Annotated in this window: 12 protein-coding genes and 2 pseudogenes; 5 read left to right on the top strand and 9 right to left on the bottom strand. The window is 71.5% G+C overall.

Annotation, left to right across the window (positions count from 1 at the left end; all coding sequences use genetic code 11):
- Positions 1 to 613: histidine kinase (locus tag AB0D57_RS10220; protein ID WP_362069752.1), on the top strand; the 613-nt coding region annotated here is incomplete at its 5' end.
- 25 nt (positions 614 to 638) lie between these two features.
- Positions 639 to 1,286, top strand: coding sequence for a response regulator transcription factor (locus tag AB0D57_RS10215; protein WP_362069749.1), 648 nt, complete (start codon positions 639 to 641; stop codon positions 1,284 to 1,286).
- 66 nt (positions 1,287 to 1,352) lie between these two features.
- Here the strand turns inward: AB0D57_RS10215 and AB0D57_RS10210 are convergent, their stop codons facing one another.
- On the bottom strand, positions 1,353 to 1,967 hold the full coding sequence (locus AB0D57_RS10210) for a TetR/AcrR family transcriptional regulator (RefSeq protein ID WP_362069746.1): 615 nt from the start codon (positions 1,965 to 1,967) through the stop codon (positions 1,353 to 1,355).
- Between the two features lie 117 nt (positions 1,968 to 2,084).
- Between AB0D57_RS10210 and AB0D57_RS10205 the strand changes: the two genes are divergently transcribed.
- The gene (locus tag AB0D57_RS10205) at positions 2,085 to 3,026 is read left to right on the top strand and encodes an oxidoreductase (RefSeq protein ID WP_362069743.1); all 942 of its coding nucleotides are present in this window, start codon (positions 2,085 to 2,087) and stop codon (positions 3,024 to 3,026) included.
- 58 nt (positions 3,027 to 3,084) lie between these two features.
- On the opposite strand, the gene galE is transcribed toward AB0D57_RS10205, so the two are convergent.
- From galE to AB0D57_RS10190, 3 genes are all read right to left on the bottom strand, one after another.
- Positions 3,085 to 4,065, bottom strand: coding sequence for a UDP-glucose 4-epimerase GalE (galE, locus tag AB0D57_RS10200; protein ID WP_362069740.1), 981 nt, complete (start codon positions 4,063 to 4,065; stop codon positions 3,085 to 3,087).
- Positions 4,066 to 4,144: 79 nt separating this feature from the next.
- Positions 4,145 to 5,764, bottom strand: a complete 1,620-nt coding sequence (locus AB0D57_RS10195) for a glycosyltransferase family A protein (protein WP_362069737.1) — start codon at positions 5,762 to 5,764, stop codon at positions 4,145 to 4,147.
- Complete coding sequence (locus AB0D57_RS10190) at positions 5,761 to 7,095, bottom strand: glycosyltransferase family 87 protein (RefSeq protein WP_362069734.1); 1,335 nt, start codon at positions 7,093 to 7,095, stop codon at positions 5,761 to 5,763. The genes AB0D57_RS10195 and AB0D57_RS10190 overlap by 4 nt, the downstream gene beginning before the upstream one ends.
- A gap of 93 nt (positions 7,096 to 7,188) precedes the next feature.
- Here AB0D57_RS10190 and AB0D57_RS10185 point away from each other — a divergent pair.
- Positions 7,189 to 7,836, top strand: a pseudogene (locus AB0D57_RS10185) (glycosyltransferase family 39 protein); the annotation flags it as partial.
- A gap of 1,242 nt (positions 7,837 to 9,078) precedes the next feature.
- Here AB0D57_RS10185 and AB0D57_RS10180 read toward each other — a convergent pair.
- Positions 9,079 to 9,567, bottom strand: a pseudogene (locus AB0D57_RS10180) (MarR family transcriptional regulator); the annotation flags it as partial.
- Between the two features lie 124 nt (positions 9,568 to 9,691).
- On the opposite strand from AB0D57_RS10180, the gene AB0D57_RS10175 reads away from it, so the two are divergent.
- Positions 9,692 to 10,105 (top strand): organic hydroperoxide resistance protein, encoded by a 414-nt coding sequence (locus tag AB0D57_RS10175; protein ID WP_362069731.1) that lies wholly within the window; start codon positions 9,692 to 9,694, stop codon positions 10,103 to 10,105.
- A gap of 105 nt (positions 10,106 to 10,210) precedes the next feature.
- Here the strand turns inward: AB0D57_RS10175 and AB0D57_RS10170 are convergent, their stop codons facing one another.
- From AB0D57_RS10170 to AB0D57_RS10155, 4 genes are all read right to left on the bottom strand, one after another.
- Complete coding sequence (locus AB0D57_RS10170; RefSeq protein WP_362069728.1) at positions 10,211 to 12,430, bottom strand: CDP-glycerol glycerophosphotransferase family protein; 2,220 nt, start codon at positions 12,428 to 12,430, stop codon at positions 10,211 to 10,213.
- A 1-nt stretch (position 12,431) separates the two neighbouring features.
- Positions 12,432 to 14,621 carry a bifunctional glycosyltransferase family 2 protein/CDP-glycerol:glycerophosphate glycerophosphotransferase gene (locus tag AB0D57_RS10165; RefSeq protein WP_362069725.1) on the bottom strand — a complete coding sequence of 730 codons (2,190 nt, stop codon included), beginning with the start codon at positions 14,619 to 14,621 and terminating at the stop codon, positions 12,432 to 12,434.
- 135 nt (positions 14,622 to 14,756) lie between these two features.
- Complete coding sequence (locus tag AB0D57_RS10160; protein WP_362069722.1) at positions 14,757 to 17,024, bottom strand: bifunctional glycosyltransferase family 2 protein/CDP-glycerol:glycerophosphate glycerophosphotransferase; 2,268 nt, start codon at positions 17,022 to 17,024, stop codon at positions 14,757 to 14,759.
- Between the two features lie 173 nt (positions 17,025 to 17,197).
- The gene (locus AB0D57_RS10155) at positions 17,198 to 18,103 is read right to left on the bottom strand and encodes a carbohydrate ABC transporter permease (RefSeq protein ID WP_362069719.1); all 906 of its coding nucleotides are present in this window, start codon (positions 18,101 to 18,103) and stop codon (positions 17,198 to 17,200) included.
- Positions 18,104 to 18,314 lie beyond the last annotated feature (211 nt).

The raw sequence follows: 18,314 nt of genomic DNA, 5'->3' as shown, positions 1-18,314 counted from the left end.
CGAGCGGGATCTGCACGACGGTACGCAGGCGCGGCTGGTGTCGCTGTCGATGCGGATCGGCATCGCGAAACGGGCGTACGACCGCGATCCCGAGGCCGCGCGCAAGCTCCTCGACGACGCGCAGGACCAGGCTGAAGAGGCGCTGACGGAGCTGCGGCACGTCGTCCGTGGCATCCACCCGCCGATCCTCACCGACCGCGGGCTTGCGGGGGCGGTGCGGGCGCTCGCGGCGAGCAGCGGGCTCGACGTCACGGTCGTCGTGGACGGTCTGGAGGACGGGGCACAGAGCGGTTCCCGGGCACCGGCCGCGATCGAGGCGGCGGCGTACTTCGTGGTCGCCGAGGCGCTGACCAACGCGGCCAAGCACAGCGGATCCGACCGTGCCGAGATCCGGCTCGCCCGCATTCCGGGCGGCCTGCGCGTCCAGGTGCGCGATGCGGGGCAGGGCGGTGCCGGGGGCACCTCCCAGGCTTTCGGCTCCGGGGGAGAAGCGGGCGGTTCCGGGCTGCTCGGTATGCAGCGACGCGTGGCCGCGCTCGACGGGACCCTGTTGATGACCAGCCCCGTCGGGGGGCCGACCGTGATCGAGGTGGAGCTGCCGTGCGTGTGGTGACCAGGACAGTGGAGGGGGAGCCGCCGTGCGCGTGGTGATCGCCGAGGACAACGCCCTGCTGCGGGAGGGGATGGTGCTGCTGCTCACCTCCGCCGGGCACGAGGTGGTGGCCGTCGCGGGCAGCGGGCCCGAGGTGCTGCCCGCGCTGCTCGAACAACGGCCGGACATCGCCGTGCTGGACGTCCGGATGCCGCCCGGTTTCCGTGACGAGGGGCTGCGCGCGGCACTCGAGGCGCGCAAGGAGATCCCCGGGCTTCCGGTGCTGGTGCTCTCGCAGTACGTCGAGGAGTCGTACGCCGCGGAGCTGCTCGGCGGTGGCGCGAGCGGGGTGGGCTATCTGCTCAAGGACCGGGTGGGCCGGGTGGACGAGTTCCTCGACGCGCTGGACCGGGTCGCGACCGGCGGCACGGCCCTGGACCCCGAGGTCGTCACCGAACTCCTCACCCGGCGCCGCAACGACCCCCTCGACACGCTCACGCCCCGTGAGCGCGAGGTCCTCAAACTGATGGCGGAGGGGCGCGACAACGCGACCATCGCCAAGGCCCTGGTCGTCACGGAACGCTCCGTCAGCAAGCACATCGGCAACGTCTTCCTGAAGCTGGGGCTCCCGCCGAGCGACAGCGGACACCGCAGGGTGCTGGCCGTACTGGCGTACCTCAACAGGGAGTCATGAGCGGGCTCGGGTAAGGGCCCGCCGACCGCCGGTCCCACCCGCCGCCCCGGGGTGACGCGGGCCAGGTCAGCGGGGCGTGGGGTGGTCCGGTGCGCAGCCTCGGAGGGTGTGGGCGATGACGTTCTCCAGGCCCGCGTCCAGGGTGTCGGCGGGCAGGGTGCTGCTGACGGCGAGGCTCACGAAGCCGCGGAGGGTGCTGAAGAGCGGGATGCCGATGGTTTCCAGGGGGCCCTCGCGGACCTCGCCTCTGCGCTGGCCCTCCGTGATCAGTTTCCCGACCAGGCCTGCCATGCCCTGGGATGCCTCGCGCAGGGCCTCGGAGGCCGCCGGGTCGTGCTTGATGGAGAACATCAGGTCGAGGAGTTCCGCGTTGGTGGTGGCGAAGTCCACATAGGCGCGGGCCAGGGCCCCGAACTGATCGGCGAAGGACTCGCCCGCCGACTCCTGTGACGCGGCCAGGGTCGCGACGAGGCGTTCGAAGCCGACCAGCGCCAGTGCGTCCAGCAGGGCCTGCTTGTCCTTGAAGTGGCGGCTCGGGGCGGCATGGCTGACGTCCAGGTCGCGGGCGAGTTCGCGCAGCGAGAGTGCGGCCGGCCCCTTCTCCCTGAGCGTCTCCTCGGCCCGGGACAGCAGCGCGGCGCGCAGGTCTCCGTGGTGGTAGCGGCGAAGGCGGGTCTGCATGGCGGTCAGTGTATCCGGAATGTGGATGGCGACTACATTGTTGTCGCCGTCAGCATTGTTGGCATTGGCATCATTGTTGGCGTTGACAGCATTGTTGTCGGCGCCTACATTCGTGGCATGGCTACCAAGGACTCGGCTGTCGAGAAGAACAAGAAGAAGTGGAACGTCGGCGACATCGGTGACCAGACCGGCCGTACCGCCGTCGTCACCGGCGCCAACAGCGGGCTCGGCATCGCCACCGTCGACGCCCTGGCCCGAGCCGGAGCCCATGTCGTCCTCGCCGTACGGGACCCGAAGCGCGGCGAGGAGGCCGCCCTCACCGTCAACGGCAGCGTCGAGGTGCGGCGGCTGGATCTGGCGGATCTCGCCTCCGTGCGCGAGTTCGCCGCCTCATGGCAGGGCGACCTCGATCTGCTGATCAACAACGCGGGCGTCATGAACATCCCCGAGGCCGCCACCAAGGACGGCTTCGAGATGCAGTTCGGGACGAACCATCTGGGTCACTTCGCGCTGACCAACCTGCTGCTGCCGCACGTCACCGACCGGGTGGTCACCCTGTCCTCGGGGGCGCACAAGATCCCCGGCAGCACTCGCATCCACTTCGAGAACCTGAATCTGACGGGTGAGTACTCACCCATGGCCGCCTACAGCCAGTCCAAGCTCGCCAATCTGCTGTTCACCCTCGAGCTCCAGAGCCGCCTGGCCGCCGCGGGATCGTCCGTACGGGCCCTCGCCGCGCACCCCGGCTGGGCCGCCACCAACCTCCAGGGCCGGGATGCCAGCGTGCTGCGCCGCGCGCTGATGTCGGTGGGCAACCGGGTCATCGCCCAGGACAACAAGGCCGGCGCCCTGCCCACGCTGTACGCCGCCACGGAGGACCTGCCCGGCGCGAGCTATGTCGGACCGGACGGTTTCGGCGAGATGCGCGGCGCACCGGCGCTGGTCGGCCGCTCGGCCGCGGCCAGCGACCCGGTGTCCGCGGTCCGTCTGTGGGCGGCCTCCGAGGAGCTGACCGGCGTCAGGTTCCCCGAGTTGGCCAAGGTGGCGGTGGAGGTCTAGGCGCTGTCGTCACCTTCCCGCCTGCCTCGGGCCGACGACGGGAAGGTGACGACAGGACCTAGGCGCGCGCCGCGCCCGGGTGCAGCCGGACCCACCCCGCCCACGCCGACGTGATCATGTCCTCGACGTCGTACTTCGCCTTCCAGTTGAGTTCGGCGGCGATGCGGTCGGCCGAGGCGACGACGCGGGCCGGGTCGCCGGGGCGGCGCGGCGTGGTGACCGGCGGGCGGTCGTAGCCGGTGATCGCGTTGATCCGGTCGATCATCTCGCGGACCGAAACGCCTTCCCCGCGACCGATGTTGAGGGTCAGGGCCCGGCCGCGTGAGCCCCGCAGGGCGCGTGCCGCGGCCACATGGGCCTCCGCCAGGTCCACCACGTGGATGTAGTCCCGCACGCACGTCCCGTCGGGCGTCGGGTAGTCGTCACCGAAGATGCGCGGCGGCGCGTCCTCGGTGAGCTTCTCGAAGACCATGGGGACGAGGTTGAAGACACCGACGTCCGCGAGTGCGGGCGTCGCCGCTCCCGCCACGTTGAAGTAGCGCAGCGACGCCGTGGACAGGCCTGTCGCGCGGCCCGTCGCGCGGACCAGCCACTCGCCCGTCAGCTTCGTCTCGCCGTACGGGCTCATCGGGACGCAGGGCATCTCCTCCGTCACCAGGTCCACATCCGGCATGCCGTACACCGCGGCCGAGGAGGAGAACACGAAGGACGGGACGTTCGCCGCCGTCACGCCTTCCAGCAGGACCCGCAGGCCCTCGACGTTCTCGCGGTAGTAGTGCAGCGGGAGCTCCACGGACTCGCCGACCTGCTTCTTGGCCGCCAGGTGGACCACGCCCGTGATCGCGTGGTCCTTGAGCGTCCGGGCCAGCAGATCGGCGTCCAGGGTCGAGCCGACCACCAGCGGAACGCCCGCGGGGATCCGCTCCGCGATGCCTGTGGACAAATCGTCGTAGACCACGGCCTGTTCGCCCGCGTCGCGCATCGCGCGGACGATGTGCGCCCCGATGTAGCCGGCGCCGCCGGTGATCAGCCAGGTCATGTGAGGCCGTCCCCTCGTCAGAGAACCATTGGTGAGTCGTCGGTGAGCCATTGGTCGGGCTGGTGTCGTCGATCGCGTATCAGTGAACCAGGCGTCTGAGGCGACGGTGTGCCACTTCGGTCATTCCTCGCCATCCGGGCGCGAGGTGCACCGCCAGTGACCCCGCGCGGGTGCGGTACGGATGCACCAGCAGGACGCCGTGGCGGGCGTCCAGGATCACGCGGCGGCGCAGCAGGCCAGGCCCGGCGATCGCGTGGGCGGTGACGTGACGGCTCGACCCGTCGCGGAAACGCAACGTCAGCCGCAGGTCCCAGGTGCCGCGGCCCAGCGCCGACAGCTCCACCGGCGTCTCGGCCGACCAGGTGGCCCGGTCCGGGGCCGGGTCCGGGTCCGGCACGAGGGCGACCTGTCGACCGAGACCCACTCGCCGGCCCTCCTCCCGGTGCACGAACTCGACGTCCGCCACGGCCGGACCGGCCTTTGCGATCCGCCCGTACAACCCGTACATGTCGTGCAGGCGCAGCCGCAGTCGTGCCGCACGCGCGCGTGGCCGTAGTTCCGCGTCGACGGCCGCCGGCAGCTCGTGCACGGGGCGCAGCAGGAGATGGTCCAGCGTGACGTGGGGCAGATCGTGCGACCAGATGGGCGTGGAGTCGGCGGCGCGGGCGTACGGCGGGCGCAGCCGGGCGGGGCGGGCGGCGAGTTCCGTGAGGCGGGCGAGGTCGCGCGGTTCGGGGGAGGCGAGGACGACGCGGGCGATCAGCCGGCCGGGGGCGGTCGGGTTGACGGTGAGGTCGCTCGTGTCGAAGGTCGACAGGTACGCGCGCGTGAGATCCCACCACGCGCGCCGGTACTCCGCGCCGCGCAGCTCCAGCTCGCGGGTGTACATGCGCAGTTCGTGGTCGAGGAACTTGGCGTGCGTGGCTCGCGCGAGCCGCTGCTCACCGGCGCCGAGGAGGATCTCGTAGGCGGCCCGGTTCGCCGCGGTCCGGGCCCGCCAGTTGTCGACGTCCGCGCGGTCGAGCGAGAGGGACAGGCGGGCGGCGGTGCGCCGTACGTGCCACACGTACACCGTGGCGGGGATCAGCGCGATGCGCGGCCCGGCGGCCAGCACGCGTGCGGTGAACACGAAGTCCTCGTAGGGGTGGCGGCCTTCGGGGAAGCGGATGCCGTGCTCGTGGAGGAAGTCGGTGCGATACAGCTTGTTGACGCAGAGCGTGTCGTGGACCAGGCGCGGGCGCCGGGACGGGTGGTCGATCAGGGCGGGCCTCGCGTACAGCTCGCGCTCCCAGGGGATCTCGCGGCCCGAGGGCAGCTCGCGGCGCACGCACAGGCCCGCCGTGACCTGTGTGCGCTGTTCGAGCGCCGCCGCGAGCAGCGCGTCCACCGCGCCGGGCGGCAGCACGTCGTCGCTGTCCAGGAACATCACGTACGGGGCCCTGGCGGCGTCGATCCCGTCGTTGCGGGGGCTGCCGCAGCCGCCGCTGTTGTCCGGGCGGTGGATGACCCGCAGGCGCGGCTCGGCGGCGGCGAGGCGGTCGAGGAGGTCCGCGCTGCCGTCGGTCGAGCGGTCGTCGACGGCGAGTACCTCCCGGACCGCCGGGCCCTGCGCGAGCGCCGAGCGCACCGCGTCCGTCACATGGGTGGCGTCGTTGTAGCCGATGACGACGACGCAGACCTGCGCGTGGTGCGGCTTCACGGGATCAGTTCCGTGCGGGAACGGCGGAGAACGGTGGATTTCACCCCGCCCGTCACGGGAACGCCTGTCACGGGAACGTCCGTCACCGGAACGCCCGTCGCGGCAGTGCCGGTTGCCGGAGCGTCAGGCACGGGAAGGCCCGACCGCCACAGCCGCGAGAACGACAGCAGCGCCGCCGTCGCCAGCAGACCGTTGCGTACGAGCATCAGCAGGCAGCCCGTCCAGGTGCTGTGGACGACCTCCCCGTACAGGCCGGGATAGGCGACGGAGCCGACCGCCGTCGCCGCCACGATCAGCGCGGCCACCGGGCGTTGCGTGGTGTGTCGCGAGGTCAGGCACACGGCGGACAGGCCGAGCAGCCACACCATGTACTGCGGGCTGATCACCCGGCTCGTCACCGTGAACAGCAGGACGGCGGTGAGCGCGGCGTCGTACGGCGTCGACGGCGTCCAGCGGCGCGCCCGAGCCCGCCACAGCAGCAGAAGCCCGAAGGCGGCGACCGTGAGGGCGAGCGAGACGGCCGCGACCGCCGGGACGTACGGACCCACGAACTCCATCGCGCCGTACTGGTAGCGCACCCGGCCCGGCCAGCCCGCGTGGCGCGCGAAACCGAGGACCGTGCCGCCCAGCGACTCGATCTGCACGCCCCGGCCGCCCTGCTGGCGCAGGAAGTCCAAGGGGTTGCCGAAGGCCGCCGTCAGGACGGCGAGCAGGCCGGCCGCCGTGACCGCCGCCGACGTCCAGGCCTCCCGTGTCGTACGACCCCGCGGGGCGCCCAGGAGGGTCAGCGCGGGCCAGACCTTCACCAGGGCGCCGAGCGCGGCGAACGCGCCGCACGCGCGCGTGGAGCGCGTCAACGTCAACAGGGAGATGACGGCGAACGCCGTGACCTGCACGTCGTACCGCGCCAGCGGAATGTGCAGCAGCAGCGGCAGGCCCAGCGTCCACAGCACCGCGCCCCGCGGACTGCGGCCAGGACGGGTGCCCGCGCGCGCGAGTGCCAGCGCGATCACGGCGTCCGCCACGAGCGTGAGCGTCACGAAGGCCTGGACGTACGTCAGGCTCGGCAGCAGCGCGGGCGAGAGCAGCATGGGGCCCGCGCCCGGTGGGTACTGCCACAGCCGGTCACCTGCCGGAAAGGCGCCGTGCGACAGGACGCCGTACCAGCGGAAGTACAGGTGACTCACCTCGCGCGACACCGCGCCGTTGCCCAGCGGGGCGATGTCGTCGTGCGCGAGCAGCCAGAGCATCAGGGCGCGAGTGGCCACCCAGGCGGCGGCGAGAGCGAGCAGGGGGAACCGGCGGTGTCGGGGGGGCTGGTAAGCGCTCATCAAGGCCGGATCGTAAGCTGCATGGATGCCTCATGAGCGCCGATACGCCGTCAATACCTTTCGAAGGTTGGCTAATAGCAAAAAATCGGTCCCATGGTGAGAGTGTTGAGGAAGCGGTGCGGCGTCGGCCGCCCCGAGTTCGTGGCGGTGTCCGTGCCCATGCTCGTCATGCTGGCGCTCGGGCTGTGGGGGCTGGACCGCGGCGGCATGTGGCGAGACGAGGCCGCCACCTTCCAGGTCGCACAGCGTTCGGTCCCGCAGATCTGGCACCTGCTGCACCACGTCGACGCGGTGCACGGCCTGTACTACCTCCTCATGCACGTCGTCCTCGCCCCCGACTTCGGCGAGGTCGCCATCCGGCTCCCCTCGGTCTTCGGCGCCGCCGCGACCGCGGGCCTCGTCGCCGCCCTCGGCGTCCGCCTGTGCCGTCCGCGCGTCGGCCTGTGGGCGGGCCTGCTGTACGCGGTCACGCCCATGACCGGACACTTCGCACAGGAGGGCCGCTCGTACGCGCTCGTCGCGGCCGGCGCGGCGGGGGCGACGCTGCTCCTGGTACGCGCGGTACGCGCGCCGCGTGTCGGGGGCTGGTGGGTGTACGGGGGGACCGTCGCCGTCACCTGCCTGCTGCACGAGTTCGCGGTGCTGTTGCTGCTCGCGCACGCGGTGACCCTGGCGGTGGCGCGGATGCCGTGGCGGGTGTGGCGGCGGTGGGGGTGCGCGGTGGGGGCCGCGGTGCTCGTGCTGTCGCCGCTGGTGCTCGTCTCGCACGGGCAGTCCGCCCAGGTCGCGTGGCTGTCGCCGCCGAACGCGGAGAGTGTGGACCGGCTGCTGCGCGCGTTCACCGGGTCGACCGAGCCTGTCCTCGTGCCCTACCTGGCCCTCATCGGCCTCGCGGTGAGCCCGCCACGCGCGCGACGCGGGGAGGTGACGCTCGCGGCGGTCGCCCTGCCGCTGATGGTGGTCCCGCCCGCGGTGCTGATCACGGTCTCCCGCTTCTGCCCGCTCTACGACCAGCGGTATGTGCTGTACGCCCTGGCGGGGGCGCCGTTGCTGGCCGCGACGGGGGCGGACCGCCTGGCGGGGGCGGTGGCGCGGCTGTGGTCCACGACGGCGGGACCGAGGCTGCGGATGACGGCGGCGGTGTCGCGGCTGCGGTGGGCGGGGCGGGCGTCGAGGGCGCCGCTGGTGAGGCCTAGGGCCTGTCCGGAGTTTCCGGCCTGCGCCGCGACGCCTGGCACGGCGCCTCGCCGCGTTGTCGGGATCGTCCGCGTACGCCCAGTACGCGGACGACCCTCCGCCTTGCGATGCACCGCACCAGACGCCGCGGCGCCCGCCCTCCGGGCGGACGACGGGAAACTCCGGACAGGCCCTAGGGCGCGGCTGCCGTTCGTCGGTCTCGCCGGTGTCCTCGCCATCGCCGCCTCCTTCGCCGTCCAGTTTCCCCTGCTCCGCCAGGACCGCGCCCTCGATCGCCGTCCCGACAACCTTGCCGCGGTCTCCGCCGTCGCCGGGCGCGAACTGCGGCCCGGCGACCCGGTGTTGTTCCTGCCGTCGCTCGCGCGGCGGTCGGCGCTGGCCTATCCGAAGGGCTTTCACGGGGTGCGCGACATCGCGCTCAGGACGCCCGCGCACGCGTCCGGGACGCTCTACGGGGAGGAGGCGGGCCCGGGTGAGCTGCGCCGCCGGCTCGAGCGGCTCAACCGTGTGTGGGTGGTCGCCGAACCGTTCGCGATGCAGCCGACCTGGTCGGCGCGGACCGCCACCGATCGAGCCAAACTCACCCTGCTCGACAAGGCGTTCACCCTGCGCGAGCAACTCGTCCGCAAGGGCGTCACCCTGCGCTTGTACGTACGCCGACCGACGTCATGGGCGAGGCCCGTCGGCCCGGGCGAAGGGCGGGCGGCCCTGGTTCAGCGCCCCCTCGTCCGGCGCCCCCTCGTGCAGCACCGCCTCGTCCACCGCCGGCTCCTCCAGGCCCCCGTCAGCCAGGACCGCCTCGTCGAGCGCCGTCGTCAGCCGGTCCAGGCGCGTCCGCAGCTCCCGGATCTCGTCGAGCTCGAAGCTCGTCGCGGCGGCGATCCGGCGCGGCACGAGCAGCGCGCGCTCGCGCAGGGCAGTGCCCTCGTCGGTGAGGTGGACGTGCACGGAGCGCTCGTCGCGGGCGCTGCGCTCACGGCGTACGAGACCGGCCGCCTCCAGTCGCTTGAGCAGCGGAGACAGGGTCCCGGAGTCGAGCCGCAGATGCTCGCCGACCTTCTTCACCGGCAGCTCTCCGTGCTCCCACAGCACCAGCATCACCAGGTACTGGGGGTAGGTGAGCCCCAGATCCTTGAGGATCACCCGGTAGACGCTGCCGAAGGCGCGCGACGCGGCGTTCAGTGAGAAGCAGATCTGCTGGTCGAGACGGAGGTAGTCCCCGTCGGGCGGAGTCAGGGGCGGGGCCTGGGGGCTGGGGGTCGGCAGGGCGGTCATGGATCCAGGATAGCTCTCGCCCGTCATTAAGTTGTGCGCAATTGAATTGCGTGCTCTAATTGAGGACGTGAGGCGGTCGGACCGGCCGCCCCGGCAAGACCTTGACTTGAGAGGGACGGTCTCCATGGACACGCTCTACACCGCTGTCGCCACCGCCACCCACGGCCGCGAGGGCCGCGCCGTCAGCTCCGACGGCAAGCTCGACCTCCAGCTGGCCCTCCCGGTGGAGATGGGTGGCAATGGCCAGGGCACCAACCCCGAGCAGCTGTTCGCGGCCGGTTACGCCGCCTGTTTCGCCAGCGCCCTCGGCCTCGTCGGCCGCGCCGCGAAGGTCGACGTCAGCGAGGCCGCGGTGACCGGCGAGGTCGGCATCGGCAAGCAGGGCGAGGGCTTCGGCCTCGCCGTCACGCTCCGCATCGAGCTTCCCGACTCCGTGGATGCGGCCACCGGCCGCAAGCTGGTCGAGCAGGCCCACCAGGTGTGCCCCTACTCCAACGCCACCCGCGGCAACATCCCGGTCGAGCTCGTCGTCGAGTAGGTTCCCGTCCTTCCGACTCCCGCACCTCGCGCCTCTCAAGGGGCGCGAGGCTGTGGCATGTGCGGCTCCGTCACGTGGGCGAGACCAGCCCCCACCACCCTGCGGCTACGACGACGTCAGGATGTCGCGTCCCACCCGCGCCGGCACGGCGTCGACGGACACCTGCTCCACGACCTGCTCGCCCAGCATCAGCGTCCGCACGACCCGCTCGGCCGCCCGCCCGTCGTCGAACGCGCAGAACCGCTCCCGGAACCCGGCCCGCAGCCGCGCCGACTCCGCGTCCTGCCAGGTCCCGGACCCGAACAGCCACACCAACTCCCGGTAGGAGCACGCGACATGGCCCGGCGCGTCGGCGGTGATGTCGAAGTAGGCGCCGCGGCTCGCCGCGTACGCCCCCCAGTCGTCGGCGTGGATCACGATCGGCCGGTCCAGGTTGGCGTAGTCGAACATGAGGGCCGAGTAGTCCGTGACCAGCACGTCGGAGGCGAGCATCAGATCCTCGACGTGCGGCTCGTCCGTCGCGTCGACGAGAACCCCGCGCCGGTGCAGCTCCGCCAGGCCCATCCCGCGCGCCGGGCCGTCCGCGAGCGACGGATGCAGGCGGACGACGAGGGTGTGGCCCGCACCGAGGTCGCCGGCGAACCGGGCGAGGTCGATACGGTCGGCGTACCCGCCCCGGACGTAGTCGCGGCGCGTCGGCGCGTACAGGACCACGGTGTGGTCGGCGGGGATGCCCAGGCGGGCGCGGATCTCGTCACCCGGCTTCCCGTTGACGAGTACGTCGTTGCGGGGACTGCCGGTGCGCAGCGAGGTGAAGTGGCAGGGGTAGGCGCGGTCCCAGACCAGCTCGGAGTGGCGGTTGGCGACCAGGCTGTAGTCCCAGCGGTCGGCGCGGCGCAGCATCCCCGGCACGTCGAAGCCGTGCCGGGCTCCGGGCTTGTCCAGCAGGTCGGCCGCCATGTACTTCAGCGGGGTGCCCTGGTGGGTGTGGATGTGGACGCTGCCGGGGCGTTTGACGAGTGCGCCGGACCAGTTGACGTTGTTGACGAAGTACGTGGCCCGGGCGGTCACTTGGCGGTAGCGCGGTGAGTCCGGGGTGACGTACTCGATGCCGGGCGGCAGCAGCGGCACCCGGTCCTCGCGCACCACCCACACCGAGCGGATGTGCGGGGCGAGTTCACGGGCCGCACGGTGGATCGCGCCCGGATCGCCGAGCACCCCCCGGTGCGAGAACGCCGAGTAGACCGCCAGGCTCGGGTCCAGCGGGCGGTGTTCGTGCGCGGCGGACCAGCCGCGCTTGATGCGGGTGACGGTCGCCTTGCGTGCCTGCCGCCCGCGCCGGTCGAGTTTCCCGCCCAGCTGCTCCGCCTGCCGCCGGGCGCGATAGCGGACGTAACCGCCCTCCAGGACGCGCAGATCGCTCGGCACCGGCCCGCTCCTGTGCTCGCGGAAGAGGGCGGCCGTACGCCGGAAGAACTCGGCCTTGTCGGACTCGGGCAGCCGGTCCGGCTTGGAGAGGATGTCCAGGCAGTGCTTGCCCATCCTGCGATGCAGATACGGGCGCCACCTCGCCAGTTCCGGGCGGGAGTCGACGAACGCGAAGACCCGCTCGTACTGGTCGTGGATGTCGAAGTGCTTGCGGCTGGTGGTGGACAGGATGTTGCCCTGACGCCGCTGCCGGTAGGCCAGACAGATCCGGTCCAGCGTGGCGATGCGCTCCGCGCTGAGCATGACGGGGAACGTCCAGGGCGTGTCCTCGTAGTAGCCGGGCGGGAAGGTGAAGTCCTCGCGCCGGATGAACTCGCGGCGATAGACCTTGTTCCACACGACCATCAACAGGTCCAGGATCTCCGGGCGTTCGGCGGCCGTGAAGGTGCCGTCGCCCCCCTCCGCCAGGACGCGTGCGAGGACGTTCCGGCGCGTCCCGCCCCACCAGTACGTTCGCGCGTAGTCGAACACGAGGACGTCGGGGTCGTCGGGGTCGTCCGGGTCGGCGGTCTCGTCCAGGCGGTCGGCGATGGCGCGCAGGGCGCCCGGTGTGAGCGTGTCGTCGCTGTCGAGGAAGAAGAGGTAGTCCCCGGTGGCGTACGGCATTCCGGCGTTCCGGGCAGGGCCGAGCCCCACGTTGTGAGGCAGGTGCAGCACCCGTACGCGCGGGTCGCGGGCCGCGTACTCGTCGAGGATCGCGCCGCAGCCGTCCGGCGAACAGTCGTCGACGGCGATGACCTCGAGGTCCGGGTACGACTGCTCCAGGACCGAGTCGAGGCACTCGCGCAGAAAGCCCTGCACCTTGAAGACGGGCACGATGATGCTGAAGCGGGGCACGTCAGCTCCTCACGAAGATGGACGCGGCGGGGGCCACCACGCGCTCGGCGAGCGGGACCACCGGGGGGATCGCCTCGGGCGGCTCGCCCAGCAGCACTCTCCGTACGACCCTCTCGGCGGCCCTGCCGTCGTCGAACTGGCAGAAACGCTCCCGGAACTCGGCCCGCAGGGCCCGCGAAGAGGCGTCCGCGTAGGAGCGGTCGTGGAAGACCCGCGCGAGCTCCTGCGGGGTGCGGGCCACCGGGCCCGGCGGTGCCTGCGTCACGTCGAAGTAGACGCCCCGCGTCTCCCGGTAGACCTCCCAGTCGTCCGCGTACACGACGATCGGGCGGTCGAGGTTGGCATAGTCGAACATGATCGACGAGTAGTCCGTGATCAGCACGTCGGCGGCCAGACAGACGTCCTCCGAGGAGCGGTGCCGGGTCACGTCGATGATCCGGCCGCTGCTCTTTCCACGGCCCTCGTCGTAGAAGTAGTGGGCGCGCAGCAGGACGACGAACTCGTCGCCGATCTCCTCGCAGAACGCCTCCAGGTCGAGCCGGGCCTCGAAACCGGTGCTGTGGTCGCGGTGCGTGGGCGCGTAGAGGAGGGCCGTCCTGCCCTCGGGGACGCCCAGCCGCTCGCGCACACGGGCCACGTCGTCGGCGGTCGCCGTGTAGTAGACGTCGTTGCGCGGATAGCCGTACTCCAGGGCCTCGTACGTGCCGGGGAAGGCCCGCTCCCACATCTGGGTGGAGTGATGGTTGGAGGAGAGGTTGTAGTCCCAGCGGTCCACGCGGTTCAGCAGCTTTTTGAAGCTGCCGGTCGCGGCGGCCACCACGGGATACGTCGACTGGTCGACGCCCATCTTCTTCAGCGGGGTGCCGTGCTGGGTCTGTACGTGCACGGTGCCGGGGCGCTTGACGACACCGTCCGCGAAGTTGGCGTTGTTGATGAAGTACTTGGCGCGGGCCAGCACCTCCCAGTAGCGGCGGCTGCCGATCACGGCGTGCTCGACGCCCTTCGGCAGCTCGTCCACCGCGCCGGGCTCGACCAGGAACACCGAGCGGATGTGCGGGGCGAGTTCGCGGGCCTTGGCGTGGATCGCGGCCGGATTGCAGGCGTAGCCGCGGCCCCAGTACGCGCAGTACACGGCCAGGTTCTCGTCGAGGGCGCGGCGCAGGTGCGTGGCGTAGCGGGCGCGGGTGCGCGGCATCCTCGGGCGCGGCACCCTTCGTACCGCCTTCGCCGCCGCCCGGTTGGCGCCGCGCAGCGTCCGGAACGCGCTGTACGCCCCGGCCGCGAGCAGCCGGTGTTGCACTCCGACACTGCCCGCCGGTGGCTGGAACCCGGCCGGGCGGTGGCGCCGGTAGAGCGTGCCCGCGCAGCGGAAGAAGGCCCGGCGGTGGCGCGCGGGCAGTCGGTTCGGGTGGGCGGCCGTCTTCAGGACGAGGGTGAAGAATTGATCGAACAACGCTTGTGACCGCTCGTCGGACAGCCCCTGTTCGGCGGCTGTCCGCATCACCAGGTCGATCTGGTCGAGGAGGTGGAGCTGCTGCTCACCCGGTGCGTTCAGCTTGCTGCCCTGCCGCCGCAGCAGATGCCGTACGACGACCGAGCGCAGCACCGCCACCCGCCCGGCGGCCACGGTCACCAGGCCGCCCCAGCCGAGGTCCGTGAAATGCCCGTCGGGAAAGGTGAGTCGGTGTTCCAGGAGGAAGGCGCGGCGGTAGGCCGCACTCCACGCCGGGAGCCGCACGCCGGTCAGCTGCGGCGCCCGGTCCGGGGCGAACACCCCTCGAGGTGTCGGCGGGAGCGGGGGCTTGGTCGTCGCGCCGGACCACCAGTGGACCCGCTCGTGCGCGAAGTAGAGGACGTCCGCGTTGTGCCGGAGCTCGGCGTCCAGGGTTGCCAGCGCGCCCGGCACCAGGACGTCGTCGCCGTCGAGGAAGAGCAGATATGTACCCCTCGCCACCCCGATCCCGGTGTTGCGCGCCGCGCCCAGCCCGCACGACGGCGGCGAGTACAGGGGGACGACACGGGAGTCCCGCGCGGCGTACCCGGCGACGAGCTCGCCCTCCGGGGACTCCGGCCCGTCGCAGACCGGGATCAGCTCGAGGTCGCCGAAGGACTGGGCGAGGACAGAGTCCAGCGCGTCGGCCAGTCGTCCGGCGACTCCATGGGTGGGCACGATGACGCTGAAGAGGGGCATTCTGCTCTTTCTTTCATGGAACGCTCACGGAAACGCTGGTCAGGGACTTCATCGCCCCGGCCGCCCGGCGGGCCGCCACGTGGTGGGCCGGGTCGGTGTGGGCCGCGAGGGACTGGAAGGCATGCCCGCTCCTGCTCAGAAGGTCTCGGCGATGGGGGCGCCGCCGGGCGCGGGAACGGTGGTGAGGGGGGCGTCCGGGCGGGCCGCGGCGGCCGACGGGACCGGATGCAGCTCCGTGAGCGGCACGGCTCGCGGCAGTCCGCCCCGCTCGCCCAGCACGACATGGCGTACCACCCGCTCGGCGGCGCGCCCGTCCTCGTACGGGCAGAACCGTTCGCGGAACGCGGCCCGCAGCTGCGACGAGCGGGAGCCGCGCCAGTGGCCGGACGAGAAGATGTCGATCAGCTCGTCCTCGCTGCGCGCCACCGCGCCCGGCGGGAAGGCGCGCAGGTCGAAGTAGGTGCCGCGGGACGCCTCGTACGCCTCCCAGTCGTCCGCGTGGATGACGATCGGCCGGTCGAGGGCCGCGTAGTCGAACATCAGGGACGAGTAGTCGGTGATCAGCGCGTCCGAGGCGAGGCACAGGGACTCGACGCTCGGGTGGTCGGAGACGTCGATGATCCGGGCGCCGGGGGTGTGGGTGAGCGGGGCGGCGTACGAGTGGTGGGCCCGGGTCAGCACCACGAAGCTGGGGCCGAGCCGGCGCAGGACGCGCTCCAGGTCGAGGCCGAGGCGCTGGGCGCGGCGGTAGTCGCGGTACGTGGGCGCGTACAGGACGGCGACGGCGGCCTCCGGGATGCCGAGGGACGCGCGCAACCGGGACACGTCCGCCGAAGTCGCCCGCTGGAACACGTCGTTGCGGGGGAGCCCGTACTCCAGTGTCGTGAACGCGGCCGGGAAGACCCGCTCCCAGACCAGGGTGGAGTGGCGGTTGCCGGACAGGCAGTAGTCCCACTTGTCGGCGCTGCGCAGCAGCTCGGCGAAGTCCGTGTCGCGGGCGGCGGCCGGGCGGTCCTGGAGGTCGAGGCCCATGTGTTTGAGCGGAGTGCCGTGCTGCGTCTGGATCATGATCTGGCCGCTGCGCTTGACCAGCCGGCGGTCGAAGTTGACGTTGTTCACGAGGTACTTGGAGCGGGCGAGTGCCGTCCAGTACGCCGTCGTACCGGGCCGCAGCCTGCGCGTCGAGGGCGGGATCGTGTGATGGTGCTCGGGGTGCGCGATCCACGCGGTGCGGATGTGCGGGGCGAGAGCGCGGAACGCCGACTCCAGGGCGCCCGGATTGCAGCCGTGGCCGCGCCCCCAGTAGCTGGAGAAGACGGCGCGGTCGGCGCGCAGGGGAAGACGGAGCTGGACGCGGTAGTGGAACTGCAGGGCGGCGCCGCGTGTGGTGCGGAGCAGTTCTTTCATGCCGCGCAGGGACTTTTTGCGCGCGTGCGAGGCCAGCGACAGCAGGCGGTACGTGCGGTGTGTGCCGAGCCGGACCAGGGCGTGCCGGACGCGGGCGCGCGGGCGGACGGGGGCGCCCGGCGTGCGGTAACGGCGGTAGTGGGTACGGGCCTTGCGGAGGAACTCGGCGCGGCTGCCGCGCGGCAGCCGGTCGCGCTTGGTGAACACCGTCGAGAGGTGGTCGACCATCCGGCGGAACAGGACCGGGCGCCAGCGGGCGGCCAGCTCCGGGTGCGCGTCGAGATGCGCGAAGACACGGTCGTACTGCTCGAAGATGTCGAAGTGGCTGCGGCTGCTGGTGCCGAGGATGTTGCCGAGCCGGCGCTGGCGGTAGTGGACGCACACGCGATCCAGCGTGGCGATGGTCTCGGCGGAGACCAGCACCGGATAGGTCCAGGGGGTGTCCTCGTAGTAGCCGGGCGGGAAGGTGAAGCCCTCGCGCTCGACGAACTCGCGGCGGTACGCCTTGTTCCAGACCACCATCAGGACCTTGAGCAGTCCTGGCCGGGCGTCGAGCGGGAAGGGCGCCGGGCCCTGCTCGGTGAGCTGCTCCGCGAACTGGTTGCGAACAGTCCTGCCGTTCCAGTACGTGCGCGCGTAGTCGTAGACCAGGACGTCCGGTTCGGCGGTCTCCTTCAGCCGGTCGGCGATCGCGCGCAGGGCGTCCGGAGTGAGCGTGTCGTCGCTGTCCAGGAAGATCAGATAGTCGCCGGTGGCGCGTTCGAGGCCCGCGTTGCGGGCGCGGCCCAGGCCGACGTTCTCGGGCAGGTGTACGGGACGGACGCGGCCGTCGCGGGCGGCGAACTCGTCGATGATCGCCCCGCAGGCGTCGGGCGAGTGGTCGTCGACGGCGATCAGTTCGAGATCGGGGTACGACTGATCGAGGACGGATTCAAGGCACTCGTGCAGGTACGCCTGAACCTTGTACGCGGGGACGATGACACTGAACCTGGGCAAGGCACATCCATGGGTCGGCGCGGGCATACTGCGCGGAAACGGCCGAAGGGGTGACTTGGTTACGCCAGATGTGGCATACGGGGGATTTTCCGGTGAACGCGCGGGGTTTTCGCGGTGACGGGCAAGGGGCGGGCCGGTGTCCGGCCCGCCCCTGAAATGCCGCTCCTGCCGGTCTACTTCACCGCGCCCGCCATCACGCCGGACACGAACTGCCGCTGGAACGCGAAGAACACGGCCAGCGGGATGACCATCGAGATGAAGGCGCCCGGCGCCAGCACGTCGATGTTGTTGCCGAACTGCCGTACCTGGGTCTGCAGTGCGACCGTGATCGGCTGGCTGCCCGAGTCGGAGAACACCAGCGCGACCAGCATGTCGTTCCACACCCACAGGAACTGGAAGATGCCGAGGGACGCGATCGCGGGACCGCCGAGCGGCATCACGACCCGTACGAACAGCCGTAGTTCACCCGCGCCGTCGAGCCTCGCCGCCTCCAGCAGCTCCCTCGGGATCTCCGCGAAGAAGTTCCGCAGCAGGAACACCGCGAAGGGCAGGCCGAAGCCCACATGGAAGAGGACGACGCCGAAGATCGTGCCGAAGACGCCGATGTTCCCGAAGAGTTCGGCGATCGGGATCAGCGCCACCTGCACGGGGACGACCAGCAGGCCGACCACGCCCAGGAACCACCAGTCGCGGCCGGGGAACTCCATCCAGGCGAAGGCGTAGCCCGCGAGCGAGCCGATGACCACGACGAGGACGGTCGCCGGGACCGTGATCAGCACGGTGTTCACCAGCGAGTCGGTGATGTCGCTGTTCTCCAGGAGCTTTTGGTAGCTGTCCACGGTGAGCTGCGAGGGCTCGCTGAACACCTTCCACCAGCCGGACGCGTTCATGTCCTCCGGTTTGCGCAGCGAGGACAGCAGCAGCCCGATGGTCGGCACCAGCCAGAACAGGCCGACGAGGAGCAGGACGACGCGTACGATCCCGCCGCTGACGCCGCTCGCCAGCCGGGAGCCGAGGGAGGGCTTGGCCTTGCGCGCGCTCTGCTCGCCTTGCGCGCTTTGTATGCCTTGCTTGCTCATCGCCGCACCTCCCGCCTGAGCCTGCGGATGTTGCTGCGTTTCCCCGGGGGATAACCCCCGGACCCCCAGCCGAAAGACGGGCGCACCGTCATCGCCGCACCTCCCGCCTGAGCCTACGGATGTTGCTGCGTTTCCCCGGGGGATAACCCCCGGACCCCCAGCCGAAAGACGGGCGCACCGTCATCGCCGCACCTCCCGCCTGAGCCTACGG

The organism is Streptomyces sp. NPDC048275, assembly GCF_040652275.1.
In the GTDB taxonomy this organism is placed as follows: Bacteria; Actinomycetota; Actinomycetes; order Streptomycetales; family Streptomycetaceae; genus Streptomyces.
The sequence above is the reverse complement of the archived record's forward strand: the minus strand, read 5'-3'. Positions and strand labels throughout refer to the sequence as shown.